16 protein-coding genes and 2 pseudogenes are annotated in these 18,842 nt (G+C 71.9%); 6 read left to right on the top strand and 12 right to left on the bottom strand.

From position 1 onward, the window contains the following. Positions 1-120: 120 nt before the first annotated feature. The 3 genes from AC27IY_RS33055 to AC27IY_RS33065 all read right to left on the bottom strand — a co-directional run bounded on the left by AC27IY_RS33055 (position 121) and on the right by AC27IY_RS33065 (position 1,575). Complete coding sequence (locus AC27IY_RS33055) at positions 121-387, bottom strand: hypothetical protein (protein WP_487180325.1); 267 nt, start codon at positions 385-387, stop codon at positions 121-123. Positions 388-529: 142 nt separating this feature from the next. Then, positions 530-1,435 (bottom strand): alpha/beta fold hydrolase, encoded by a 906-nt coding sequence (locus AC27IY_RS33060; RefSeq protein WP_487180326.1) that lies wholly within the window; start codon positions 1,433-1,435, stop codon positions 530-532. Then, complete coding sequence (locus tag AC27IY_RS33065) at positions 1,432-1,575, bottom strand: VOC family protein (RefSeq protein WP_487180327.1); 144 nt, start codon at positions 1,573-1,575, stop codon at positions 1,432-1,434. The genes AC27IY_RS33060 and AC27IY_RS33065 overlap by 4 nt, the downstream gene beginning before the upstream one ends. On the opposite strand from AC27IY_RS33065, the gene AC27IY_RS33070 reads away from it, so the two are divergent. After that, positions 1,544-1,837: a hypothetical protein gene (locus AC27IY_RS33070; protein WP_487180328.1), complete on the top strand. Its 294-nt coding sequence runs from the start codon at positions 1,544-1,546 to the stop codon at positions 1,835-1,837. The two genes, AC27IY_RS33065 and AC27IY_RS33070, sit on opposite strands and share 32 nt — an antisense overlap. On the opposite strand, the gene abc-f is transcribed toward AC27IY_RS33070, so the two are convergent. The 5 genes and pseudogenes from abc-f to AC27IY_RS33095 form a co-directional block, all read right to left on the bottom strand. Further along, positions 1,761-3,446 (bottom strand): ribosomal protection-like ABC-F family protein, encoded by a 1,686-nt coding sequence (gene abc-f, locus AC27IY_RS33075; protein WP_487180329.1) that lies wholly within the window; start codon positions 3,444-3,446, stop codon positions 1,761-1,763. The genes AC27IY_RS33070 and abc-f overlap by 77 nt on opposite strands. 47 nt (positions 3,447-3,493) lie before the next feature. After that, positions 3,494-4,354: an SDR family oxidoreductase gene (locus AC27IY_RS33080; RefSeq protein WP_487180330.1), complete on the bottom strand. Its 861-nt coding sequence runs from the start codon at positions 4,352-4,354 to the stop codon at positions 3,494-3,496. A gap of 139 nt (positions 4,355-4,493) precedes the next feature. After that, a pseudogene (locus tag AC27IY_RS33085) lies at positions 4,494-4,553 on the bottom strand (hypothetical protein); the annotation flags it as partial. 510 nt (positions 4,554-5,063) lie between these two features. Then, on the bottom strand, positions 5,064-5,621 hold the full coding sequence (locus AC27IY_RS33090) for a recombinase family protein (RefSeq protein WP_487180783.1): 558 nt from the start codon (positions 5,619-5,621) through the stop codon (positions 5,064-5,066). Positions 5,622-5,874: 253 nt separating this feature from the next. After that, positions 5,875-8,535: an ATP-binding protein gene (locus tag AC27IY_RS33095; protein WP_487180331.1), complete on the bottom strand. Its 2,661-nt coding sequence runs from the start codon at positions 8,533-8,535 to the stop codon at positions 5,875-5,877. A 158-nt stretch (positions 8,536-8,693) separates the two neighbouring features. Here AC27IY_RS33095 and AC27IY_RS33100 point away from each other — a divergent pair, with 158 nt between their 5' ends. The 4 genes from AC27IY_RS33100 to AC27IY_RS33115 are packed head-to-tail and all read left to right on the top strand — an operon-like array spanning position 8,694 to position 12,354. Continuing rightward, positions 8,694-9,782 (top strand): alkene reductase, encoded by a 1,089-nt coding sequence (locus AC27IY_RS33100; RefSeq protein WP_487180332.1) that lies wholly within the window; start codon positions 8,694-8,696, stop codon positions 9,780-9,782. Further along, positions 9,779-11,005: an MFS transporter gene (locus AC27IY_RS33105; RefSeq protein WP_487180333.1), complete on the top strand. Its 1,227-nt coding sequence runs from the start codon at positions 9,779-9,781 to the stop codon at positions 11,003-11,005. Before AC27IY_RS33100 ends, AC27IY_RS33105 begins: the two co-directional genes overlap by 4 nt. A gap of 33 nt (positions 11,006-11,038) precedes the next feature. Beyond that, the gene (locus tag AC27IY_RS33110) at positions 11,039-11,944 is read left to right on the top strand and encodes an NAD(P)-dependent oxidoreductase (RefSeq protein ID WP_487180334.1); all 906 of its coding nucleotides are present in this window, start codon (positions 11,039-11,041) and stop codon (positions 11,942-11,944) included. Positions 11,945-11,952: 8 nt separating this feature from the next. Then, complete coding sequence (locus AC27IY_RS33115; protein WP_449957835.1) at positions 11,953-12,354, top strand: hypothetical protein; 402 nt, start codon at positions 11,953-11,955, stop codon at positions 12,352-12,354. Between the two features lie 288 nt (positions 12,355-12,642). On the opposite strand, the pseudogene AC27IY_RS33120 reads toward AC27IY_RS33115, so the two are convergent. Both AC27IY_RS33120 and AC27IY_RS33125 read right to left on the bottom strand, forming a co-directional pair. Next, positions 12,643-13,023 (bottom strand): annotated as a pseudogene (locus AC27IY_RS33120) (LuxR C-terminal-related transcriptional regulator); the annotation flags it as partial. Positions 13,024-13,126: 103 nt separating this feature from the next. Next, positions 13,127-13,642 carry a TetR/AcrR family transcriptional regulator gene (locus AC27IY_RS33125; RefSeq protein ID WP_487180335.1) on the bottom strand — a complete coding sequence of 172 codons (516 nt, stop codon included), beginning with the start codon at positions 13,640-13,642 and terminating at the stop codon, positions 13,127-13,129. A 72-nt stretch (positions 13,643-13,714) separates the two neighbouring features. On the opposite strand from AC27IY_RS33125, the gene AC27IY_RS33130 reads away from it, so the two are divergent. Continuing rightward, positions 13,715-14,386 carry an SDR family oxidoreductase gene (locus AC27IY_RS33130; RefSeq protein ID WP_487180336.1) on the top strand — a complete coding sequence of 224 codons (672 nt, stop codon included), beginning with the start codon at positions 13,715-13,717 and terminating at the stop codon, positions 14,384-14,386. Between the two features lie 171 nt (positions 14,387-14,557). Here the strand turns inward: AC27IY_RS33130 and AC27IY_RS33135 are convergent, their stop codons facing one another. Together AC27IY_RS33135 and AC27IY_RS33140 are read right to left on the bottom strand one after the other, a co-directional pair. Next, positions 14,558-14,944: a hypothetical protein gene (locus AC27IY_RS33135; protein ID WP_487180337.1), complete on the bottom strand. Its 387-nt coding sequence runs from the start codon at positions 14,942-14,944 to the stop codon at positions 14,558-14,560. A 330-nt stretch (positions 14,945-15,274) separates the two neighbouring features. Beyond that, positions 15,275-18,811: a protein kinase domain-containing protein gene (locus tag AC27IY_RS33140; protein WP_487180338.1), complete on the bottom strand. Its 3,537-nt coding sequence runs from the start codon at positions 18,809-18,811 to the stop codon at positions 15,275-15,277. Between the last annotated feature and the right edge of the window lie 31 nt (positions 18,812-18,842).

An 18,842-nucleotide genomic window follows, 5' to 3' on the forward strand; every position in this document is an offset into this window, starting at 1 on the left:
TCCGGTGAAGGCGCAGTTGTCCTCGTTGGTCGCCTTCCCGCCGTCGGTCTCCACCGCACGTCCAGGTGGAGCGCCGCGAGGTTCCAGCCAGGAGCTGATTACCTCGCCGCCGGGCAGGGATCAGCCGTCCTGGTCGCCGACGGGCATCACCGCGATCGTCGTCTCGGCCGAGGATCCGGGCACCGGGCCGACCGTGTCGCCCGGTTGCGCCGAGGCCGGCTCGTGCGGATCGGCCGGCCCGCGCCTGCTGGTGTGTCCGGCCTTCCGCCCGACGCCGGAAGGGGCGAAGACCTCGCTGTACGCGGCGACGGTACCGGACCTGTCCGGCGGCAGCCACGTCGTTCCCGGCCAGCCCCAGCCTCGAAGCAGCCAAGTGAGAGATAACAATTACGGGTCGTGGTCGTTGCGGGTGGGTGAACGGGGCTGGTCGGCCGGGGTTTCTACCTAATCGTGTACATATCGGCGCCTACGCGATTCGACGGCGAGTCGCGAATCGCTGTCACCAACGTCCGTGGTCAGTACACCTGGGTCAGGATTGTCGGCGAGTGTGCGCCGTGATCGCTGCGGCGAGGGGCGGCACGATCGCGCGGGGCAGCGCGTGACCAAGGCCGGGCACCGTGACAAGGGTGGCGCTGGGGATGGCGCGCGCCAGCCGGGTGGCGTGTGGAGGCGGCACGATGGGATCCTCCGGCGCGTCGATCACTAAGGTGGGCACAGAGGTGTCGGCGAGTTCGGCCCCGCGCTCCATGCCCGACTGGTCGGCCAGGGCATGGGCGGCGGGGCTGTGCCAGGTGCCGCTGTGGGCGGCGATCCGGCGTTCGAGGTCGGCGAACTCCTGGTCGTCGAAGGGCAGGACGTCGCCGTTGAGCACCCTCCAGTGCTCGACACGCCACCGCAGCTCTGCCTCGGGGTCGCGCTCCTGGCCGAGCTCGGCCCACAGAGCGAGCAGCCGGGAGTCGGGCCCGGGCAGGTCGTCGTCGGAGATGCCAGGGCTGGTGGGCGCTCCGCCGAGCAGCGCGGAGCCGAAGATCGTGGCGCTGGCCAGCCGGTCCGCGTGGTCGAGCAGAAGCAGCTGGACGAGAGTGCCGCCCAGCGACATCCCGACCACGTGAGCGCGGGCGATCCGCAGCGCGTCGAGGATCGCGACCGCGTCCCCGGCCAGCGCCCGGATCGGGTAGGGACGCTCGTGGAAGGCGCGGGTGGAGCGTCCGGTGTCGCGGTGGTCGTAGCGGATGACGAAATGGTCCCGAGACAGCAGTTCGACCAGCTCGTTGGGCCATCCCAGTCCGCTCGCGTTGGCTCCCATCACCAGCAACAGGGCGGGACGCCCGGGATCGCCGGTCGACTCAACCCAGAGCCGATAGCCGTCCGAGACCTCCACGAACGTCTCGGTGCTACGAAGTCCGCCGGTTCGCGGGTCGGTCTTTCTGGTCATGATTCACTCCTCATAAGATCTGCCAGGCTGCGCAGGACGCAGAACTCGTTGCCTTCGGGGTCGGCCATGACCACCCAGCGGCCGCCGGGGCCCTGACCCACGTCCTTTTTGACGGCGCCGAGGCCGGCCAGCCTGGCCACCTGCGGGCGCTCGCCGCCGTCGGGGGGCCGGGGTCGCGCTCTCGGTGCCGGCCTGTATCCGTCGCTGCACCTCAACCTCACCGAGTGCTACCGCAAACTGGGCGATCTCGACCGCACCCGCGAGCACCTGCGGCAGGCCCGGGCCGAGATCGGCAGGCTCGGCGACGACGACTACGGGCGGCTCATCAGGGGCGGCCTGGAGCGGCTGGAACAGCAGCTGGGCGAGGCCGACGACCGGGCCGCTCCGCCCTGCCCGCCCTGAGCTCCAGGTGGGAGCCGGTGAACCTGGCCCGCACGCGCCGGTCATGGGTGACGATGACGAGCGCGCCCTCGTAAGCGGCCAGGGCCTCCTCCAGGTCGTCCATCAGGTCAGGGGACAGGTGGTTGGTCGGTTCGTCCAGGAGCAGCAGGTCAGCCGGTCGGCTGACCATGCGGGCGAGTTCGAGTCGGCGGCGCAGGCCGGGAGAGAGGGTGGAGACCGGCGAGGCGAGCTGGGCGGCGTGGAAGAGCCCCAACGCGAGCAGCGCGTCGGCGTGTTCGGCCGGATGTCCGGGGCGGCCCGCCGCGAACGCCTCCAGGAGCGTGCCTCCCTCGTACGCCAGGTCGCCGTGCTGACGCAGGTGACCCACGCGGGAGGCGCTGCGGACGGTGCCGCTGTCGGGCGCGAGCTCGCCGGCGAGAACGCGGAGGAGCGTGGTCTTGCCGGCTCCGTTCGGGCCGGTGACCAGGAGGCGCGCCCCTGGTCGCAGGCGCAGCGACTCGAGGTGCAGGCGCTCGCCGACCCGCACATCGGTCAGCTCCACGAGGAGGTCACCGACGCCGGCGGTGGCGAGGGGGGCGGTGAACCGCAAGGGCCGCGGAGGTGGCGGAACACGGTGCAGGTGGAGCTGGCGCAGCCGTTCCCTGGCACCGCGGACCCTGCTCATCGCCCCGTGCGCCCGCGACCTGGCGCGGAAGGCGCCCGCGCCGCTGAAGGCGGCCGGCGCCTTGCGCGGGATGGCGGCCAGCCGTCTCGCGTGGGAGTCGGCCAGCTCCTCCTGACGCCTGACCTCGGCGCGCCACTCCTCGTGCTCTCGCGCCCACCGGGCCCTCGCCGCCGCTTTGGCCGCCAGGAACCCGCGGTAGCCGTCGCCGTGACGGCGCACGGTGCGCAGATCGTGGTCCACCTCCACGATGGTGGAGGTGACCCGCTCCAGGAAGAGCCGGTCGTGGGTGACGACGACCAGGGTGCCCCGATGGGCGCGCAGGTGGTTCTCCAGCCAGGCGATGGCCTGGTCGTCGAGGTCGTTGGTGGGCTCGTCCAGGAACAGCACCTCGGGAGCCGCGGCCAAGGTCGCGGCCAGCGCGAGTCTGGCCCGCTGCCCGCCCGACAGCAGGTTCAGCGGAAGGTCACGGTCGAGGCCGGGCAGGCCGAGGGCGGCCAGCGCGATCTCGACCCGCGTGTCGGCCTGGTATCCCTCGCGGGCCTCGAACCGTGCGACCAGGTCGGCGTAGTGGGCCAGCTCGGCGGGCGTGGCGTCGTCCAGGCCGAGCTCGGCCCGCCGTATGCGATGCTCCAGGTCGCGCAGGTCCGCCAGCGCCACGTCGATGGCGTCGCCGGCCAGGGCGGTCATGGGCAGATCCAGCGTCTGGGCCAGATAGCCGATGCCGCCGGGCGCCGTGACGGTGACGGAGCCGTTGTCGGGGCGGCGGCGGCCGGCGAGCAGGCGCAGGAGCGTGGACTTGCCGGAGCCGTTGTCGCCGATCACGCCGACCTTCTCGCCGGGCTTGACGGTCAGCGAGACATCGTTCAGCACCACCTCGTCGTCATAGCGCGCGGTGACGCCGGACAGGGCGAGCTGGGTGCCGGGCGAGGGATGACCGATGCGCATATGAGCGTCCTCCTGGTGTCGGTACGGCCGGGGGCGTGGCGGGTGCGTCAACGGCCGCTCCCCGGGGCGGGAACGGCGTGCTCGGCGTCGCGGCTGACCTGCTCCCAGGCGGCCCAGGTCGCCATCCGCTGCCGGGAGAGGTCGAAGGCCAGGTCGTACACCATGCTGCCGAGCAGCAGCCGCAGCGGCGGGTCGTCGCTGTCGACCAGCTTCAGCAGCGCCTCGGCGGCCAGGCGCGGCTCGCTGTCGACCGAGCCCTCGGCCCACTGCTTCTCCAGCTCGGCGCGCAGGGGTGCGTACTCCTCCTTCGGCGTGGCCATGGTCATGCTGGTGTAGAGGTCGGTCCAGTAGCCGCCGGGCTGGACGATGCTGAGCTTGACGCCGAACGACGCGGCCTCCATCGCCAGCGACTCGCTCATGCCCTCCAGCGCGAACTTGCTCGCGCTGTACATGCCGGTGCTGGGGAAGCCGCCGAGCGCGGCGATGCTGGAGACCTGCACGATGTGGCCGGAGCGCTGGGCGCGCAGGTGCGGCAGGACGGCCTGGCAGACCCACATCGCGCCGAAGAAGTTGACGTCGAGCTGGGCGCGGGCCTCGGCCTCGGTGAACTCCTCGATCATGCCCGAGGACATGGTGCCGGCGTTGTTGACCACGATGTCGAGCCGGCCGAAGTGCTCGGCGGCGGTGTTCACGGCGGTGAACACGGCGGCGCGGTCGGTCACGTCCAGGGGGAGGACGAGCAGGCGGTCGGCGTACTGGCTGGGGAAGTCCTCCGGGGTAACGGTGCGGGCGGCGGCGGCCACCCGGTCGCCGCGCTCCAGCGCGGCCAGGGCGAACGCGCGGCCGAGGCCGCGACCGGCGCCGGTGATGAACCAGGTGCGGGGGGCGGCGGTTTCCGGGGTGCGCATACGCGATCTCCGATCGGTCGGTGCTTAGCGACACGAGACGGTTCGTCTCGTGTCGATGCTGTGAAGGTACCGGCTCTCCTTCGTCACGTCAAGACGGTCCGTCTCGTCTTGTTTCGCGCCGGTCCCGTCGGCTGCGGCGTCAGGCCGGGCGCAGGACGCAGAACTCGTTGCCCTCCGGGTCGGCCAGCACCCGCCACGGGACGTCCCCCTAGCGGGCACATACTCACCCTCACCCGTCCGCGAGCGATGACTATCGGGGGCAACCGCGCCCAGCGCGTTACAGTTCCACGCAAGCATCGCTCGCCAGCCGCCGGAAAGCTCTTGAGCGTGTTGTGGAGCCTTCGCGGGGTGTCGGGATCAGAAGATTTGACGGCACCCTCTGATGGGGCCCCGCAAGCCCTCCCGGAAACCGAACATCGAGTGACAAACCGTGACGTCGGATGGCCGGTTTCGCACGCGAATTGACGACAGGATTCCCGACAGGAAGATCGGGCCGCAACCCTTCCTGAGGAGAGCCCGGTGCAGATTGTCTACTCCCGTGTCTCCACCGCGACCCAGTCTCTGCTGCGGCAGCGCCACATCGGCCCTCGAGGAATCTGAGTGCAGAAATTGGCGGTAGCGATGATCACGGATTGTTATCACAGCTGCTGTCCTCGGGTTAGCCGTGAACGCCCGTACGGCCAGCTCAGCGAGCGGCCTTCTTCGAGGGTCAATCCCTCTTCATGAGAGCTGGCTGCTGGCCTGCGCGAATCTCTTGCAGGTCGGGGATGTGGTTGTACAGGGTGCCGACCGAGACGCCGAGCAGCTTGGCGATGGAGGTGAGCGAGCGTTCGGGGTCGGGCAGCAGGTCGCGGGCGGCCTTGAGGAGTTCGGGGGTGACGACGGTGGGGCAGCCGCCGGTGTGGCCGCGGGCATGCGCGGCGGCCAGGCCCTCGTGGGTGCCGGCCACGATGAGCTCGCGGATGAACTCGGCCAGGGCGGCGAAGACGTGGAAGACCAGCCGACCGCCGGGGGTGGTGGTGTCGAGCTTCTCGTGGAGGCTAGTGAAGCCGATCTCGCGGCGGCGCAGCTCGGCGACCATGGTGATGAGGTCGTGCAGGGAGCGGCCGTAGCGGGCCAGCTCGGGCACCACCAGTGTGTCACCGGCGGACAGGAAGGCGTGGCAGGGGTGCGGCCGGAATGCGCCGGAAACGGGCCGCCGTGGTGACAGAGGCCGGTTGATCGCTAAGGTAGCGGCCTTGTCCGCTCGGTGATCTTTCCGGGTTATGGGTGACGTCGGTTGATCGCGTACCCGCGGGTGATGGCGGCCGGGAGCTGACCGAGACGTTCACCCCCACAGACGACGAGATGCGCTGGCCTTGCTGGTGTGGCTGAAGTCCGGCCGGAGACATCTCGCCATCGGCATACCGTCGCCGGATGGAGCGCCGGGCGGCCAGAGGCCGTCCGTCAACAAAGGCCCTGCTCGCTGAGCTGCTTCTCTTCGGAGGCCGAGAGCGCGGCTGCGTGAAGGTCGGCGTGGTTCAGGTGAGGTCGAGGCGGGCCAGCTCCCGGCGTGACCGGATGCCGAGCTTGCGGTAGGCCCGGTAAAGGTGGTGCTCTACCGTGCGCGGGCTGAGGAACAGGTGTGTAGCGATCTCCCGGCTTGTGCTCCCGTCCCTGGCCAGACGTACGACCTGGAGTTCCTGGGGCGTGAGCCGCTCCAGCGGGTCGGCGGCCGTCGGCTGGGCTGCCAGGACGGATTCTCCTGTCGCCTTCAGCTCCGCCTCCGCCCGCGCCCGCCACGGCGCGGCCCGCAACCGCTCGAAGGTCTTCAGCGCCGCCCGCAGCGGGATGCGGGCGTCGATGTTGCGCCGCGCCCGGCGTAGCCACTCGCCGTACACCAACTCGGTGCGCGCCTGCTCGAAAGGCCGGTCCGCGCGCCGGTGCGCCGCCAGGGCCCGCAGATAGTCGTCCTCGTCGTCACTCAGCAGCGCGCGGCAGCGGGCGCTGACCGCCTCGGCCCATGGCTGTCTCCCGGCGCCCGCCCAGGCTTCCAGGCGGCGCAGGGGCTCCTCGGCCCGTTCGGGCTCGCCGAGCCGCACGGCCGCCTCGACCTGCTCGGCTCCGGCTGTGACCAGCATCGTCAGGTGGCGCAGCGGTCCTCGCGCCGCGGCCTCGAGCCGCTCCAGCACCCGCTCGTAGCGTCCGAGCCCCACGTCGAGCAGGCAGAGCGCGGCGAGGCCGACCATGCCGCCGGAGTCCGGCTGGTCACCGGCGAGCCGGACGCAGCGTTGCTCGTCGCCCTCGATCGCCGCCGCTCTGGCCAGCACCGAGTGCAGCCGCGGCACGCGCTGGTGCATCCCCATGTGGCGGGCCAGCTCAACGGCCTCCGCAATGCACGCCTCGGCGTCACGGTGTCTGCCGGCCTGCACGTGCACTCCGGCCAGATCCTGCAGCACCTGCGGCAGTGCCCCTACCAGGCTCTGCCGGCGCAACCGCGCCACCTCGGCGCCGGCCAGGGCGGCGGCCGCGTCGTCGTCGGCCATGACCATCGCGCAGAAGGCGGCCCACCGGATGGTGGCGCCCTCCAGAAGGGTGCCCGGTGCCTGGCCGGTGACGTCGGGCAGGGTGTGCGCGACGAACTGTGCCAGCAGGGGCAGGCCGCGCGCGTAGTCGTCGTCGACCAGGTGCGCCAGACCCTGGATCATCGGATCCTGTGTGCCCATGGCGGGCAGGCGTGCGGCCGCTCCCCGGATCACCTCCGCCTCGCCGCAGAGCCAGGCGTACCCGGCTGCCGTGCGCAGCATGGGCACCGCGCCCACCGGGTCGGCAGAGGGGCACCGTTCCATCAGGAGCCGAGCGGCCGACCGGCCCTTTCCCCGCTCGAACTCCACCGCCGCTCGTATCTCGGTCAGCGTGGCGAGGGACGTGGGATCGTCCAGCAGGTCCTCGGCCTGGCCGACGAGGCCGGCGGCGTGGTCGGCGTGGCCGGACGACAGCGCCAGCGCCGCCGCATGGCCCAGCCGGACGGCCCGGTCGCGCGGGCGCGGGGTGTAGGTCGCGGCCTGTTCCCACAGCCCGGCGGCGGCGGCGAAGGCGGCCCGGCCGCGAGCCCGTTCGGCGGCGCGCGTCAACGCCACCGCCAGGTCCTCGTCAGGTGACGTCGTGGCCGCGGCCCGGTGCCGGATCCGGCAGTCGTCGTCGGTGGCCGCGTCCGCCAGCGCCCGGTGCACGGCGATCCGCCGCGCCAGCGGCGCGCCCTGGTAGGCGGCGGTGCGGATCAGGGGATGGCGGAAGGCGATGGCCGCGGCACTCACCTCGACCAGTCCGGCCTTCTCGGCCTCCTCCAGGTCCTCCGGTCCGACTCCGAGCGCGTCCGCGGCGCTCAGCAGCATCGGCAGGTCGCCACGGCCCTCGGCGGCGATCATCAACATCATGAGACGGGTCTTGTCGGGCAGCAGGGCGATGCGTGAGCGGAAGGACGCGAGCACCCGGTCGGCGATCGGGATCGGGCCGGCCGCCGCGTGGTAGCGCCTCCGTTCGGAGGAGAACTCGATCAGCGCCAGCGGGTTCCCCTCGGACTCGGCGATCACCTGCTCCCGGGCCGCCGGCGTCAGGCCCCGGTGGGCCAGCACCCGTTCCGCGTCCTCCTGCGACAGCCTCGACGGGCGGATCTCGGGCAGACCGGCGGCGGCGAACCCCTCCTCCCGCGCGGCGAACAGCAGCGCCACCTTCTCCTCCGTCAGACGGCGGGCGGCGAACAGCAGCGCTTCGGCGGTGGCGTGGTCCAGCCAGTGCGCGTCGTCGACCAGGCAGAGCAGCGGCCCGTCGTCGGCGAGATGGGCCAGCAGGGTCATCACGGCCAGCCCGGACAGGAACCTGTCCCGCGCGCCCGCGCCGCCCGAGCCGAGCACCGCCCGCAGGGCGTCCGCCTGTGTCCTGGGCAGCGCTTCGAGGTGTTCCTGGACCGGCCAGAGCAGTTGGACGAGCCCGGCGAAGGCGAGATCCGCCTCCGTCTCGATGCCGGTGACCCGCAGGACGCGCACCCCGATGCCGGTGCAGTACTCGGCGGCCCAGTCGAGCAACGCCGATTTGCCGATGCCGGGCTCGCCGCGCAGGACGAGGCCGCCGCTGCGGCCGCCACGCGCGGCCTCCACGAGGTCCTCGATCGCGGCCTGCTCGCCCGCCCTGCCGTACAGCAACCGACCATGCCTTTCGTGCGGGGATTACGTACGGCCGTGCCGTCCGGGATACGTACGCGATCCCAGTAGTCCCGTACCGAAATCTTACCGATTCGGCCCGTAGACGCCCGTTCATACCTTCGTGGCAACGAAGACGATCCCGTGACGAGGAGGGTGACGTGAACGAGCTTCTCACGCCGGTGACCATCGGCGAGCTGGATCTTCCCAACCGCCTGATCATGGCGCCCATGACGCGCAGCCGGGCACGGGGCGGGCTGGTCGGTGAACTGACCGCCGAGTACTACGCCCAGCGCGCCGCCGCCGGTCTGATCATCACCGAGGGCACCCAGCCCTGCGTGATCGGCCAGGGCTACATCGACACCCCTGGCTTGCACACGCCGGAGCAGATGGCCGCCTGGCGGGTGGTCACGGACGCGGTGCACCGGCGAGGCGGCCGCATCGCGGTCCAGATCATGCACTCCGGGCGGATCGGCCATCCCTGTCTGTATCCCGGAGGGGAGCTTCCCCTCGCTCCGTCGGCGATCTGCTCCGGAGAGCGGCTCTACACCCCCGAAGGGCTGCTGGATCATCCGACGCCGCGGGAGATGACGCTGGCCGACATCGACCAGGCCATCGAGGATTTCGCCGCTGCGGCCCGGCTGGCGATGGAGGCCGGCTTCGACGCGGTCGAACTGCACGGCGCCAGCGGCTACCTGATCCACCAGTTCCTGTCGGACAACACCAACCGGCGCACCGACGCCTACGGCGGTTCGGTGGCAGGACGGCTGAGGTTCGCCGTGGAGGTCGTGCAGGCCGTCGCCGACGTGATCGGGCCTGGCCGTACCGGCATCCGGATCTCTCCCGGCATCTCCTACAACGGCATGAAGGAGAGCGACACGGAGATCCTCTACACGGAGCTGGCCCGCGCGCTGGCACCGTACGACTTGGCGTACCTGCACGTCTCGGAGAACGACACACGCGACGTGACCAAGCTCATCCGCGCCGAGTGGGAGGGTCCGCTCGTCCTCAACCCGCACCCGCGGAGCGGCGAGGAGCCGGCGAACCCCGCGGACGGGATCGAGGCGCTGCGCTCCGGCCTGGCCGACGCGATCTCCTTCGGCCGGCTGTGGCTGGCCAACCCCGACCTGCCCACCAGGATCGCGGCGGACGGACCGTACACCGAGGCCGACCCGAGGACCTTCTACGGCGGCGACCACCGCGGCTACACCGACTACCCGGTGCTGTCCGTGAGCGGGGAGGACAGATGAGCAGCTCATCCCCAGCCCCCTTCACCCACGCCGGAGCGCCCGATCAGCTCGGAGCTCCGGACCGCGGGGTTCCGGCGGCCTGGCTGGCGCTGCTGGCGGGACCGCTCTCCTTCGGGATCGCCGGGCCCAGCCTCATCCTGCCGGACGCCGCCCGCGACCTCGGACTGACTCTGGGTGCCGTGACCTGGATCGTCACCGCCTTCGGCTGGGCCATCGCGATCGGCACCCCCTTGATGGCGGGCTTGCAGAGCCACCAGGGCGTACGCCGGGCCCTGCTCACCTGTGCCGCGCTGGTCGCCCTGGGCGCAGTGCTCGTGGTGAGCGTGCCCTGGCTGCCGTCGCTCGTGCTGGGCAGCGCGGCTCAAGGGCTCGGCACTGCCGGGTTCACCACGATCGCCATGAGCCTCACCCGCTCGGCGCGCTCCATGGGACTCGTCACGGCCTCGCTGGCGACGGTCGGTTCCACCGCGCCGCTGATCGCCGATCTGGCCGGAGAGCTGCTGTCCTGGCAGGCGGGCCTGGCCCTGCCCGCGCTGAGCCTGCTCGCCGTTCCCGGCGTGCTGCGCCACCGACCCGCCGACCCGGCGCCGACCGCTCCCTTCGACCCGGTGGGTGCGGTGCTGCTGACGGCATTGGTCACCGCGCTGGTGTTCGTGCCCCACTCATGGCCGGTCGCGGGGACGGCCGCCGTGGCCGCCGGTGGCCTGCTGGCGCTGCACCTACGGTCCAGGCGCGACGGATTCGTGCCCGCCTCGATCGTCCGCGCTCCGGTGTTCCTGCTGGCATCCGGACTGGCGTTCCTGCTGGCCGCGACCAACTTCGGCATGATCTATCTGCTGCCCGCCCTGCTCGCCGGGCAGGCGGGCTGGACCAGCGGCCAGGTGGGAGCCGCCATCCTGTGGCCGCTGATGTTCGGCGGGCTGGCCTCCTACGGGATGATCGCCGCCACCGCGAAAGCGCCGGTGAAGGCCGTTGCCGGGCTCTTCCCCGGGCTGGCGGCGGCAGGCGTGGGACTGGCGTGCTTCAGCCTCTCGCCGGCCGTCCTCCTCATCGCCCAGGCGCTTACCTCCCTCGCCGCCGCCTCCGGACAAGGGGCGTTCGCGGCACGCGCCGCCGCCGCGGTGCCCGACGGCGCCAGATCGACGGCGATGGGCCAGTTCAACCTCTGCTACCTGCTCGGCGCCGCGTTCGGCCCCGCCATCGCCGCCGCGCTCGCCGGCTGACGTCGACGATCCGGCCCTACGAAAGGCAGCACCATGACGACGACAACAGCAACGACCGACACCCCCACCACCGCGGCGAACCGGGTCACCGTGCTCGGTCTCGGCACCATGGGATCGGCGATCGCCACAACGTTCGTCGAAGGCGGATATCGCACAACGGTCTGGAACCGAACGGCAGGCAAGAGCGCGCCGCTGGTCGACGTCGGCGCCACCGTGGCCGCCACGGCCGCGGAGGCGGTGGCGGCCAGCCCGCTCGTCGTGGTCTGTCTCCTCGACGGCGCAGCAGTCGACGAAGTGCTGGCCTCGGTCGATGACGTGGTCGCCGGCAAGGTGCTGGTGAATCTCACCAGCGGCTCACCCGCCCAGGCGCGCGCCAACGAGCGCTGGGCGGGTGAGCGCGGCGCCGAGTACATCGACGGCAAACTCATGGGAGACCCGCCGTACGTCGGCACACCGAACTTCACCGTCCTGCTCAGTGGTTCCCGCAGCGCCTTCGACGCCCACGAGTCGGCCCTGCGGGTGTTGGGCGGCGTCGGCTACCACGGCGAGGACCCCGGCTTCGCCGCCGTGGAGTTCATGGCCCAGGTCGCCATGGGTTACGAGATGCTGATCGGCTTTCTGCACGTGCTCAAGCTGGTTCGGGCGGAAGGGGGCGATGTGACGGAGTTCGCTGAGCGCTTCGCCGGCTCGCTGGCCGCCTATCCGCCGTTGCTGACCGGGATCGCCAAGGCGGTCGCGAGCGGCGAACGCCCGCCGGACCTCGGTCCGCTCCGCGTCCAGGCCGCGCTGATGGACGACATGATCGACCACCGGGAGTCCGCCGGCGTGGAAGCCGTGCGGATGCGCCAGGTCAAGGCACTGATGGATCGCCGGATCGCCGACGGCCACGGCGAACAGGGCTTCTCGAGCCTGTTCGAGCTGCTGGAGAAGGAAGCCTGAACCGCGTCATGAGCCACCAGGACGAAACACTCCTCCTCTTCCGCAACACCATGCGAATCACCGACGGCCACCTGGAGGATTTCCGCGACGCCATCGCCCGAGCCGTGGAGTTCGCCCAGCAGCACGGCCCGCAGCTGATGGTGCAGACCTTCGTGGACGAGAAGCGGATGCTCGCGCACAGCTTCCAGCTTTACCGGGACTCCGACGCGGTCCGCCTGCACTGGAAGCTCGCGGACCCGTTCATCCAGGACGTGATGAAGCACTGCCGGGTGGAGCACTTCGAGGTGTTCGGTGAGCCGGACGCCGAGGTGGCGGCGGGCCTGCGCTCGTCGCTCGGCGAGCAGACCCCGCTCACGTTCTCCCCCCGCATCGCCGGCTTCCTCCGCTTCGGCGCGGCATCTCAGGAGTAGCCGACGCGCCCGCACACCGCCCGGACGCGAAGCCGAAGCTCCCCGTCGGCGTCATCCTCGCCGGCACCTTCGCCAACGGCCGAGCGAACCTGCCGGTCAGCCAGTTCCAAGGCCGGTCCGTCACGTCACGCACGTAGGCTGCTCGCGTTTGCTGGGATGGCGCAGTCGCGCCGATGCGTTCATGGACACACACTCGGAGGGCCGGGGCCCGGCGGCAGGGATGCGACGATGAGGTCGCACCTGGCGCCGATGGGGCAAGCACGGACTCCAGGTTCGACGGCAACGGGGTCAGAGGAGGCCGGCCTCGTGGACCAGGATCGCCGCCTGCACCCTGTTGGTGAGGCGGAGTTTGGCCAGCGCGCGGCTGACGTGTGCCTTGACGGTCGTCTCGGACATGGCCAGCTCCCGCCCGAACTGCCGGTTGGACAGGCCGCGGGCGACGGCGAGGACGACCTCGTGCTCGCGGTCGGTCAGCTCGCCGAGGAGTCGCCGGGCGTCGCCGGACCTGGAGGGGTGGCGCCGTTCGGTGAACGCGCTGATGAGCCGCCTGGTCACGGTGGGGGCGAGCATGGCGTTGCCGGCGGCGACGGTGCGGACGGCGGCCGCGCGGTCGCGGGGAGGGGTGTCCTTCAGCAGGAACCCGACGGCGCTGGCGCGCAGCGCCTCGTGCGTGATCGCCATCGTGCCGCCGGGTCGGCACGGCGATAGCTTCGAGTCGGCGGCACGATGGCGACGTCGGGGAGGCGCCGCGCTCGGCACCTCGATGAGCAGTTCAGTCGCCGCTGATCAGCGCCTGGCGGGCGGCCTCGAGCACGCGGTCGGAGATCTCCGTACCGGCGGTGGCGCGGGCGAGCACGATGGCGCCCACGAGCGTGGCCACGTCGGCGAGGCTGCCCAGTTCCCGGGCATAACGATCGACGCCTTTCGCGTAAGCGTCGACAGCGGTCCCCTGGTCATCGTGCGAGAGATCGCCCCCGAAACCTGCCGCAGGGCAGCCGTCGCCGCGCCGGTCACGGTGCTCCGCGGACAGGTATCCCCGGACGAAGTCCTCCCGGCTCGCCGCCGCCAGGCGCTCTCCAGCCTCACCGAACGCCTGCGCCACCGCCTCGGCGACCAACGCGTCCTTCGAGGCGAACTGCTTGTAGAAGCCGCCGTGGGTGAGCCCCACCTCGGCCATCACGTCGGCCACGCTGACCCCGGCCACGCCGCGCTCGCGGAACAGCCGGGCCGCCGTCTGGACGATCCGCTTGCGGTTCTCCCGCGCCTGCGCCTGCGACACCCGTCCCATACCGGCAAGTATAGATGGTGGATGTCATCTATCACCTTGCTCAATTTAGATGTCAGGCGTAATCTAACGGGCATGGACCTCACGACTTCCGTAGCCCTCGTCACCGGCGCCAACCGCGGTCTCGGCCGCGTCCTCGCCGCGCAACTGCTCGAGCGCGGCGCCAAGGTGTACGCCGGCGCCCGCAACCCGTCCGCCGTCGACCTTGCGGGCGCTTTCCCCCTGCAGCTCGACGTCACCGATCCGGCCTCGGTCGAGCGTGTCGCCAAGGCGGCCCCCGACGTCACCCTGCTGATCAACAACGCCGGCTCCAGCACCGGCCAGTCCCTGGTCCACGGCGACCTCGACCGGATCCGCCTTGAGATGGAGACGCACTACTTCGGCACACTCGGCGTGACCCGCGCCTTCGCCCCGCTCATCGAGGCGAACGGCGGCGGCGCGATCCTCAACGTGCTCTCCGTGCTCTCCTGGCTGCACCCGGGCGGGGCCGGCGCCTACAGCGCCGCGAAGGCGGCCGCCTGGGCGCTCACCAACGCCGTACGCGACGAGCTCGCCCCGCGCGGCATCGCCGTCTCCGCCCTGCACGTGGCCTACATGGACACCGACATGGCCGCCCACGTTCCGGCCGAGCAGAAGACCGACCCGGCGATCGTGGCCGCGCTCGCCCTCGACGGCATCGCCACCGGGGCCCGCGAGATCCTCGCCGACGACGTGACCCGCCAGGTGAAGGCCGGCCTCGCGGCCTGAGATCCGCCCCTTTCGCCGGGCGAGATCGAAAGCCGGGCGGATCGCTTTCCGACGCGACGGCCTGGAGGAGGCTGCGATCGTCGAGCGGCGGCGCCGGCGAGCCCGCCGAGGCGTACGCCATGGTCCAGCCCAAGATCCAGGGCGCGCTCTCCCAGGGCGACACCTGCTACCTCAGCCGGACCGGCGGCTCCGCCGCCGCAACGGCAAGCTGCTGGTCCACCGCGGCGGCCAGTTCCAGACCAGCCCGTTGCCCATCGGCCCCGAGACCTCACCGCCGAAGGACAGCGCGTTGGCCACGAACGCGCCGGGCAGCAGCGCCATCAGGCCCACCGGGATCACGCGGGTCCATCCGTCGCCGGCGGAGCGCGTGACGTGCACAGTCCACACGAACGCGAGCAGTCCGGCGACGGACACCATGCCGGTGACTGTGTCGAGCGTCTGGACGCCTTCCTGAACCCTGTCGCCGACGATCACGGTGCCGACGCTCCAAGCGACGGCTCCGTCGGCCAGCAGGAGACCGGAGATCCTGGTCTGGGCCGGGCTCTTGCGGATCGACATTGTTGGGCGCGACGTGGCTGGACATGATGCTCCTCGGGTGCGCGGGTCGGTGGCAGCACTTTCCCGCCGGAGCGCCCCGGGCGCCCAGGGAGCACGGCCACGCACGCGGTCGGATGTACCCGGCCCGATCAGGGACCGCTGTCCCGGGCGGACGGGGACATTCCCGGGAGCCGCTGTCCGGCCGTCGGTCAGACGTGAGCGAGGTATCGCATGTCGGGATGAGACAGGAGCTTTCGGGGTCCCCGCGGAACAAAAGCCGTCATGTGCCACCAGTCGGCCCGGCACACCCACCTAGCTAGGAGGCGAGCGATCTCTGGCAGGCCGGCGCCGTCATGGTCGAGGGCAGGTCTCGCGATAGGGCGCACCCGTGACGTAACGCGCCCACTCCGTCCTGCTCAACGGGTTCCTGGCCCGGGCGCACACCGCCGCCGCGACCGCGCCCGGCTCGACGAGCTGCTCGCGTATCGTCCCGTTACCGTCGAGCACCAGCACCCTCGAACCGTCGGCGGCAAAGGCCAGGGCCCGCACCCCGTCCTGGTTGGCGTCGGCCAGCACACCCAGCGATGCCTTTCCCGCCAAGTCGAACAGCTGCACCCGGTCGTCCCGGGTGACCGCCGCGACGACGTCCTCGCGAGGCGATCTGACCGCGTACCCGCTGAGTTTCCCGCTGATCGCCTCCCCGGCCGGGCGGCGGGTGGCCACGTCGTAGACGGTCAGGCGCCCGCGCGAGTCCACGATGGCCAGCGACCGGCCGTCCCGGGTGAAGACCGCGTCGGTGAGCGTGATGCCCTGGCCCGCGCCGCCGAACGGGCCGCCGATCGGCCGGCCGGAAGCGGCGTCGTAGAGGCGCTCGGCGTCGGTGGCGACCGCCAGCGTCCTGCCGTCCGGCGCGAACTCCACGTCCTGAGCCCGGCGCACGTCGTGTGACCACAGCAGGCGGCGGGCCTTCCAGTCCCACATCGCCAGCGAGTACGTGCGGGCGGCGCCATCCTCCGGCCCCTCCACCACCGTGGCCAGCCGCGTCCCGTCCGGGCTGAACGCCACATGTTCGGTGGTGGTGAAGGTGGCAGGGGTCAGCCTGGCCAGCTCCCGCCGGGCGTTCACGTCCAGCACGGAGATCGTCCGGGAGCCGCCGACGGCCGCCAGGCGCCCGTCCTGGCTGAGGGCGAGCGCGGTCGGCCCATCGTCGTCGGCCCGGCGCTGAAGGATCTCACCCGGCCCGCCTGGCGTCATCATGTGGACCTCTTCACGGCCGTCGGTCTTGGCCCCCAGCAGGCGTCCCGGAGTCAGCGCGGCCTCCGCCCAGGACGTCCCCCCTGAGGCCGGCGACAGGTCGGCGAGGTTCACGGTGATGACCCGGTCCACCAGGAGGTAGCGCAGGACGCGGCCGTCGAAGGCGACCTGGGGGATGGCACCCTGGGCCAGGGTCTCATCCGACAGGCCGTCAGGAAGCGTCACCTTGGTGAGGAAGTGGCCTTCCCGCATCCACACCTGGATGTCGTCGCGGGTAGCCGTGGCGAGCAGCCGCCCGTCGGCGCTGAAGGTCACCTCGCCCTGGTTCCAGAGGACGCCGCGGTCCCCGATCGTGTCCATGACCGAGCCGTCCGCGACCGAAGTGATCACCAGGCCGTCGTGCACCGCCTGCGCCAGCCCGCGGCCGTCCGGCGTGAGGGCGAGCGGCCATCCGCACAGGTCGCACCGACCGGCCGCGCGGCGGGTGGCCTGCGTGGCGAGGTCCGGGACGCGCCGCCGGTCGATCCGGGTGGGCGAGACGGAGCCGGAGGAGTAGATGGCCGTTCCCGACGGTGTCATGGGGCCGAGCGTGTCGGCGGTTTTGGCGCGGCGGTTCCGTTCCAGGTCCCAGAGGTAGTCGTCGTGGTCGATGCGGACCACCGCGTATCTGTCCACGCTGCCGTAGTCCACGGTGACCGGCAGGTCCACGCCTTGCCCGAGTTCCTTGTCGAACCGCCACGTCGCGATCCGCCGGCCCGTTCGCAGTTCCCACACCCCGGCCTGCGTGCCGGTGGCCACCAGAACCCGGCGGCCGGTCGGGGAGAGCGCGGCGTCGGCCGGGCTGACGTCCCCGAGCCCCAGCCTGGCGATCCCGCCCGCGGATCTGCCCGTGGTCACGTCCCAGAGCCGTACCGCGTCGCCGCTCACGCTGGCCATCGTCCGGCCGTCCGCGCTGAGCACGCGAAGGGTGTCGCCCGCCGTCGCCGGGTCCCTGAACATCGACACCTCGCGCTGCGTCAGCGAGGCCGTCAGCGCCGTCCTGGTCCGCGGCGTGCGGTCCAGCCGCCAGGCGGCCAGGCTGAGGTGCATGGCCAGGCGGGGATCGCTGTGCCGGAACGTGTCCGCGACCTGTGCCAGTCGCGCCGCCTCCGCCTGGCCGAGCTGAACGGAGATGCGGGCCGCCCGCTCGTCGGCCAGCCTGCCCTGCTGCACCGCCAGGCCGCCCGCGACCAGCGCGATCGCCAGCAGCCCCGCCAGGCTGAGCGTGACCAGGCGGCTGCGCCTGGACCTGCGCCTGGTCAGTGCGGCGGCGGACTCCAGGAAGTCGCGTTCCGTGGGGGAGAGGGTGATGTTCCTGCGGGCGGTGGCCGCCCACTGGAGGGCGTTCTCCAAGGCCGAGCCCTGGAACAGGTCGCCGTCCCTGCGGCCCGACCGATCCCAGCGCCGCGCCGCGGTCAGGATCTCCCGGTGCACGGCCAGGCCGTCCCGGTTGGCCTCCACCCAGCGGCGGTAGCGCGGCCAGGCGCGCGGCAGCGCAGGACGGGTCAGCCAGACCGACTCGCCGTCCCTGCCCAGCAGGTACCCGAACACCTCCAGGATCCTGTTCACCGACGAGACCTCGGGCAGCGACCTGCCCTCGACCAGCTCGGGCAGCTCCGCCCGGCACGCCGACAGCCCGCCGTTCTCACCCACCGTGACCAGCCTCAGGAACACCTCAGGCACCAGCTCCCGCTCCTCCGGGGCGAGCATCCCGTACGCGTCCTCGGCCAGCGCCCCGAGGCCGGGATCGGCGGCGCCGGTCACTCCGGCAGCCTCCCTGCCGCCCTCGGCGAGCAACTGGCCCAGGTCCGGCCCTCCGCTGACCAGGGCGAGCAGCAGCTCGCGGGCGCTCGGCCGGCGCAGCGGCTCCTTGCTGAGCGCCGCCGCGACCAGCGGGCGCAGCGAGCCGGGCAGCGCCCCCAGGTCCGGGACGGACGACAGCACCCGGTGCATGACGGCGCCCAGGGCCTCGGCCTCGAACGGGTCCTTGCCGGTTGCCGCGTACACCATGATCGCGCCCCACGCGAACACGTCGGCGGGCGTCCCCGCCCGGTCGCCGGTGAACACCTCTGGCGCCATGTACGTCGGCGTCCCCCTGACCAGGCCGGTCGCGGTCAGCGACATCTCGGCCGTCCTGGCGATTCCGAAGTCGATCACGCGCGGGCCGTCCGGGCCGAGCAGCACGTTGTCGGGCTTGAGGTCGCGGTGGATCACCCCCGCGTCGTGAATCGCGGTCAGCGCGGTGGCCACCGCCGTCGCCAGCCGGTGCAGGTCATCGCCAGAGAAACGGCGGCCCGCGGTGACGGCGGCGCGCAGGCTCGGGCCCGCGACGTACTCACTGACGACGTACGGCCTGGCCCCCTCCAGCCGGGCCTCGATGACCCGCGCCGTGCAGAACGACGCCACCCGCTGGGCCGCCGCGGCCTCCTTGGCCAGCTGGCCGGCGGCCTGGTCGCTGTGCAGCACCTTGATCGCGACGCGGGCGCCGTCCTCCGCGTACCCCTCGTAGACCACCCCCTGGCCGCCCGCGCCGAGCCGCCCGGCCAGCCAGTACGTTCCCAGGTACTGAGGGTCCCCGTCGATCAATGGCTCCACGGAGCGTTGGATGTGCGGTCAGCCGGGAAAG

Source organism: Nonomuraea sp. B208 (assembly GCF_057536035.1).

Bases quoted from the DNA above. Each gene is read 5' to 3' on its own strand.
- AC27IY_RS33125 (WP_487180335.1), bottom strand. From the start codon at position 13,642: ATGGGACGGGTGTCGCAGGCGCAGGCGCGGGAGAACCGCAAGCGGATC.
- AC27IY_RS33115 (WP_449957835.1), top strand. From the start codon at position 11,953: ATGAGCCACCAGGACGAAACACTCCTCCTCTTCCGCAACACCATGCGA.
- abc-f (WP_487180329.1), bottom strand. From the start codon at position 3,446: ATGCGCATCGGTCATCCCTCGCCCGGCACCCAGCTCGCCCTGTCCGGC.
- AC27IY_RS33060 (WP_487180326.1), bottom strand. From the start codon at position 1,435: ATGACCAGAAAGACCGACCCGCGAACCGGCGGACTTCGTAGCACCGAG.
- AC27IY_RS33105 (WP_487180333.1), top strand. From the start codon at position 9,779: ATGAGCAGCTCATCCCCAGCCCCCTTCACCCACGCCGGAGCGCCCGAT.
- AC27IY_RS33080 (WP_487180330.1), bottom strand. From the start codon at position 4,354: ATGCGCACCCCGGAAACCGCCGCCCCCCGCACCTGGTTCATCACCGGC.
- AC27IY_RS33130 (WP_487180336.1), top strand. From the start codon at position 13,715: ATGGACCTCACGACTTCCGTAGCCCTCGTCACCGGCGCCAACCGCGGT.
- AC27IY_RS33135 (WP_487180337.1), bottom strand. From the start codon at position 14,944: ATGTCGATCCGCAAGAGCCCGGCCCAGACCAGGATCTCCGGTCTCCTG.
- AC27IY_RS33110 (WP_487180334.1), top strand. From the start codon at position 11,039: ATGACGACGACAACAGCAACGACCGACACCCCCACCACCGCGGCGAAC.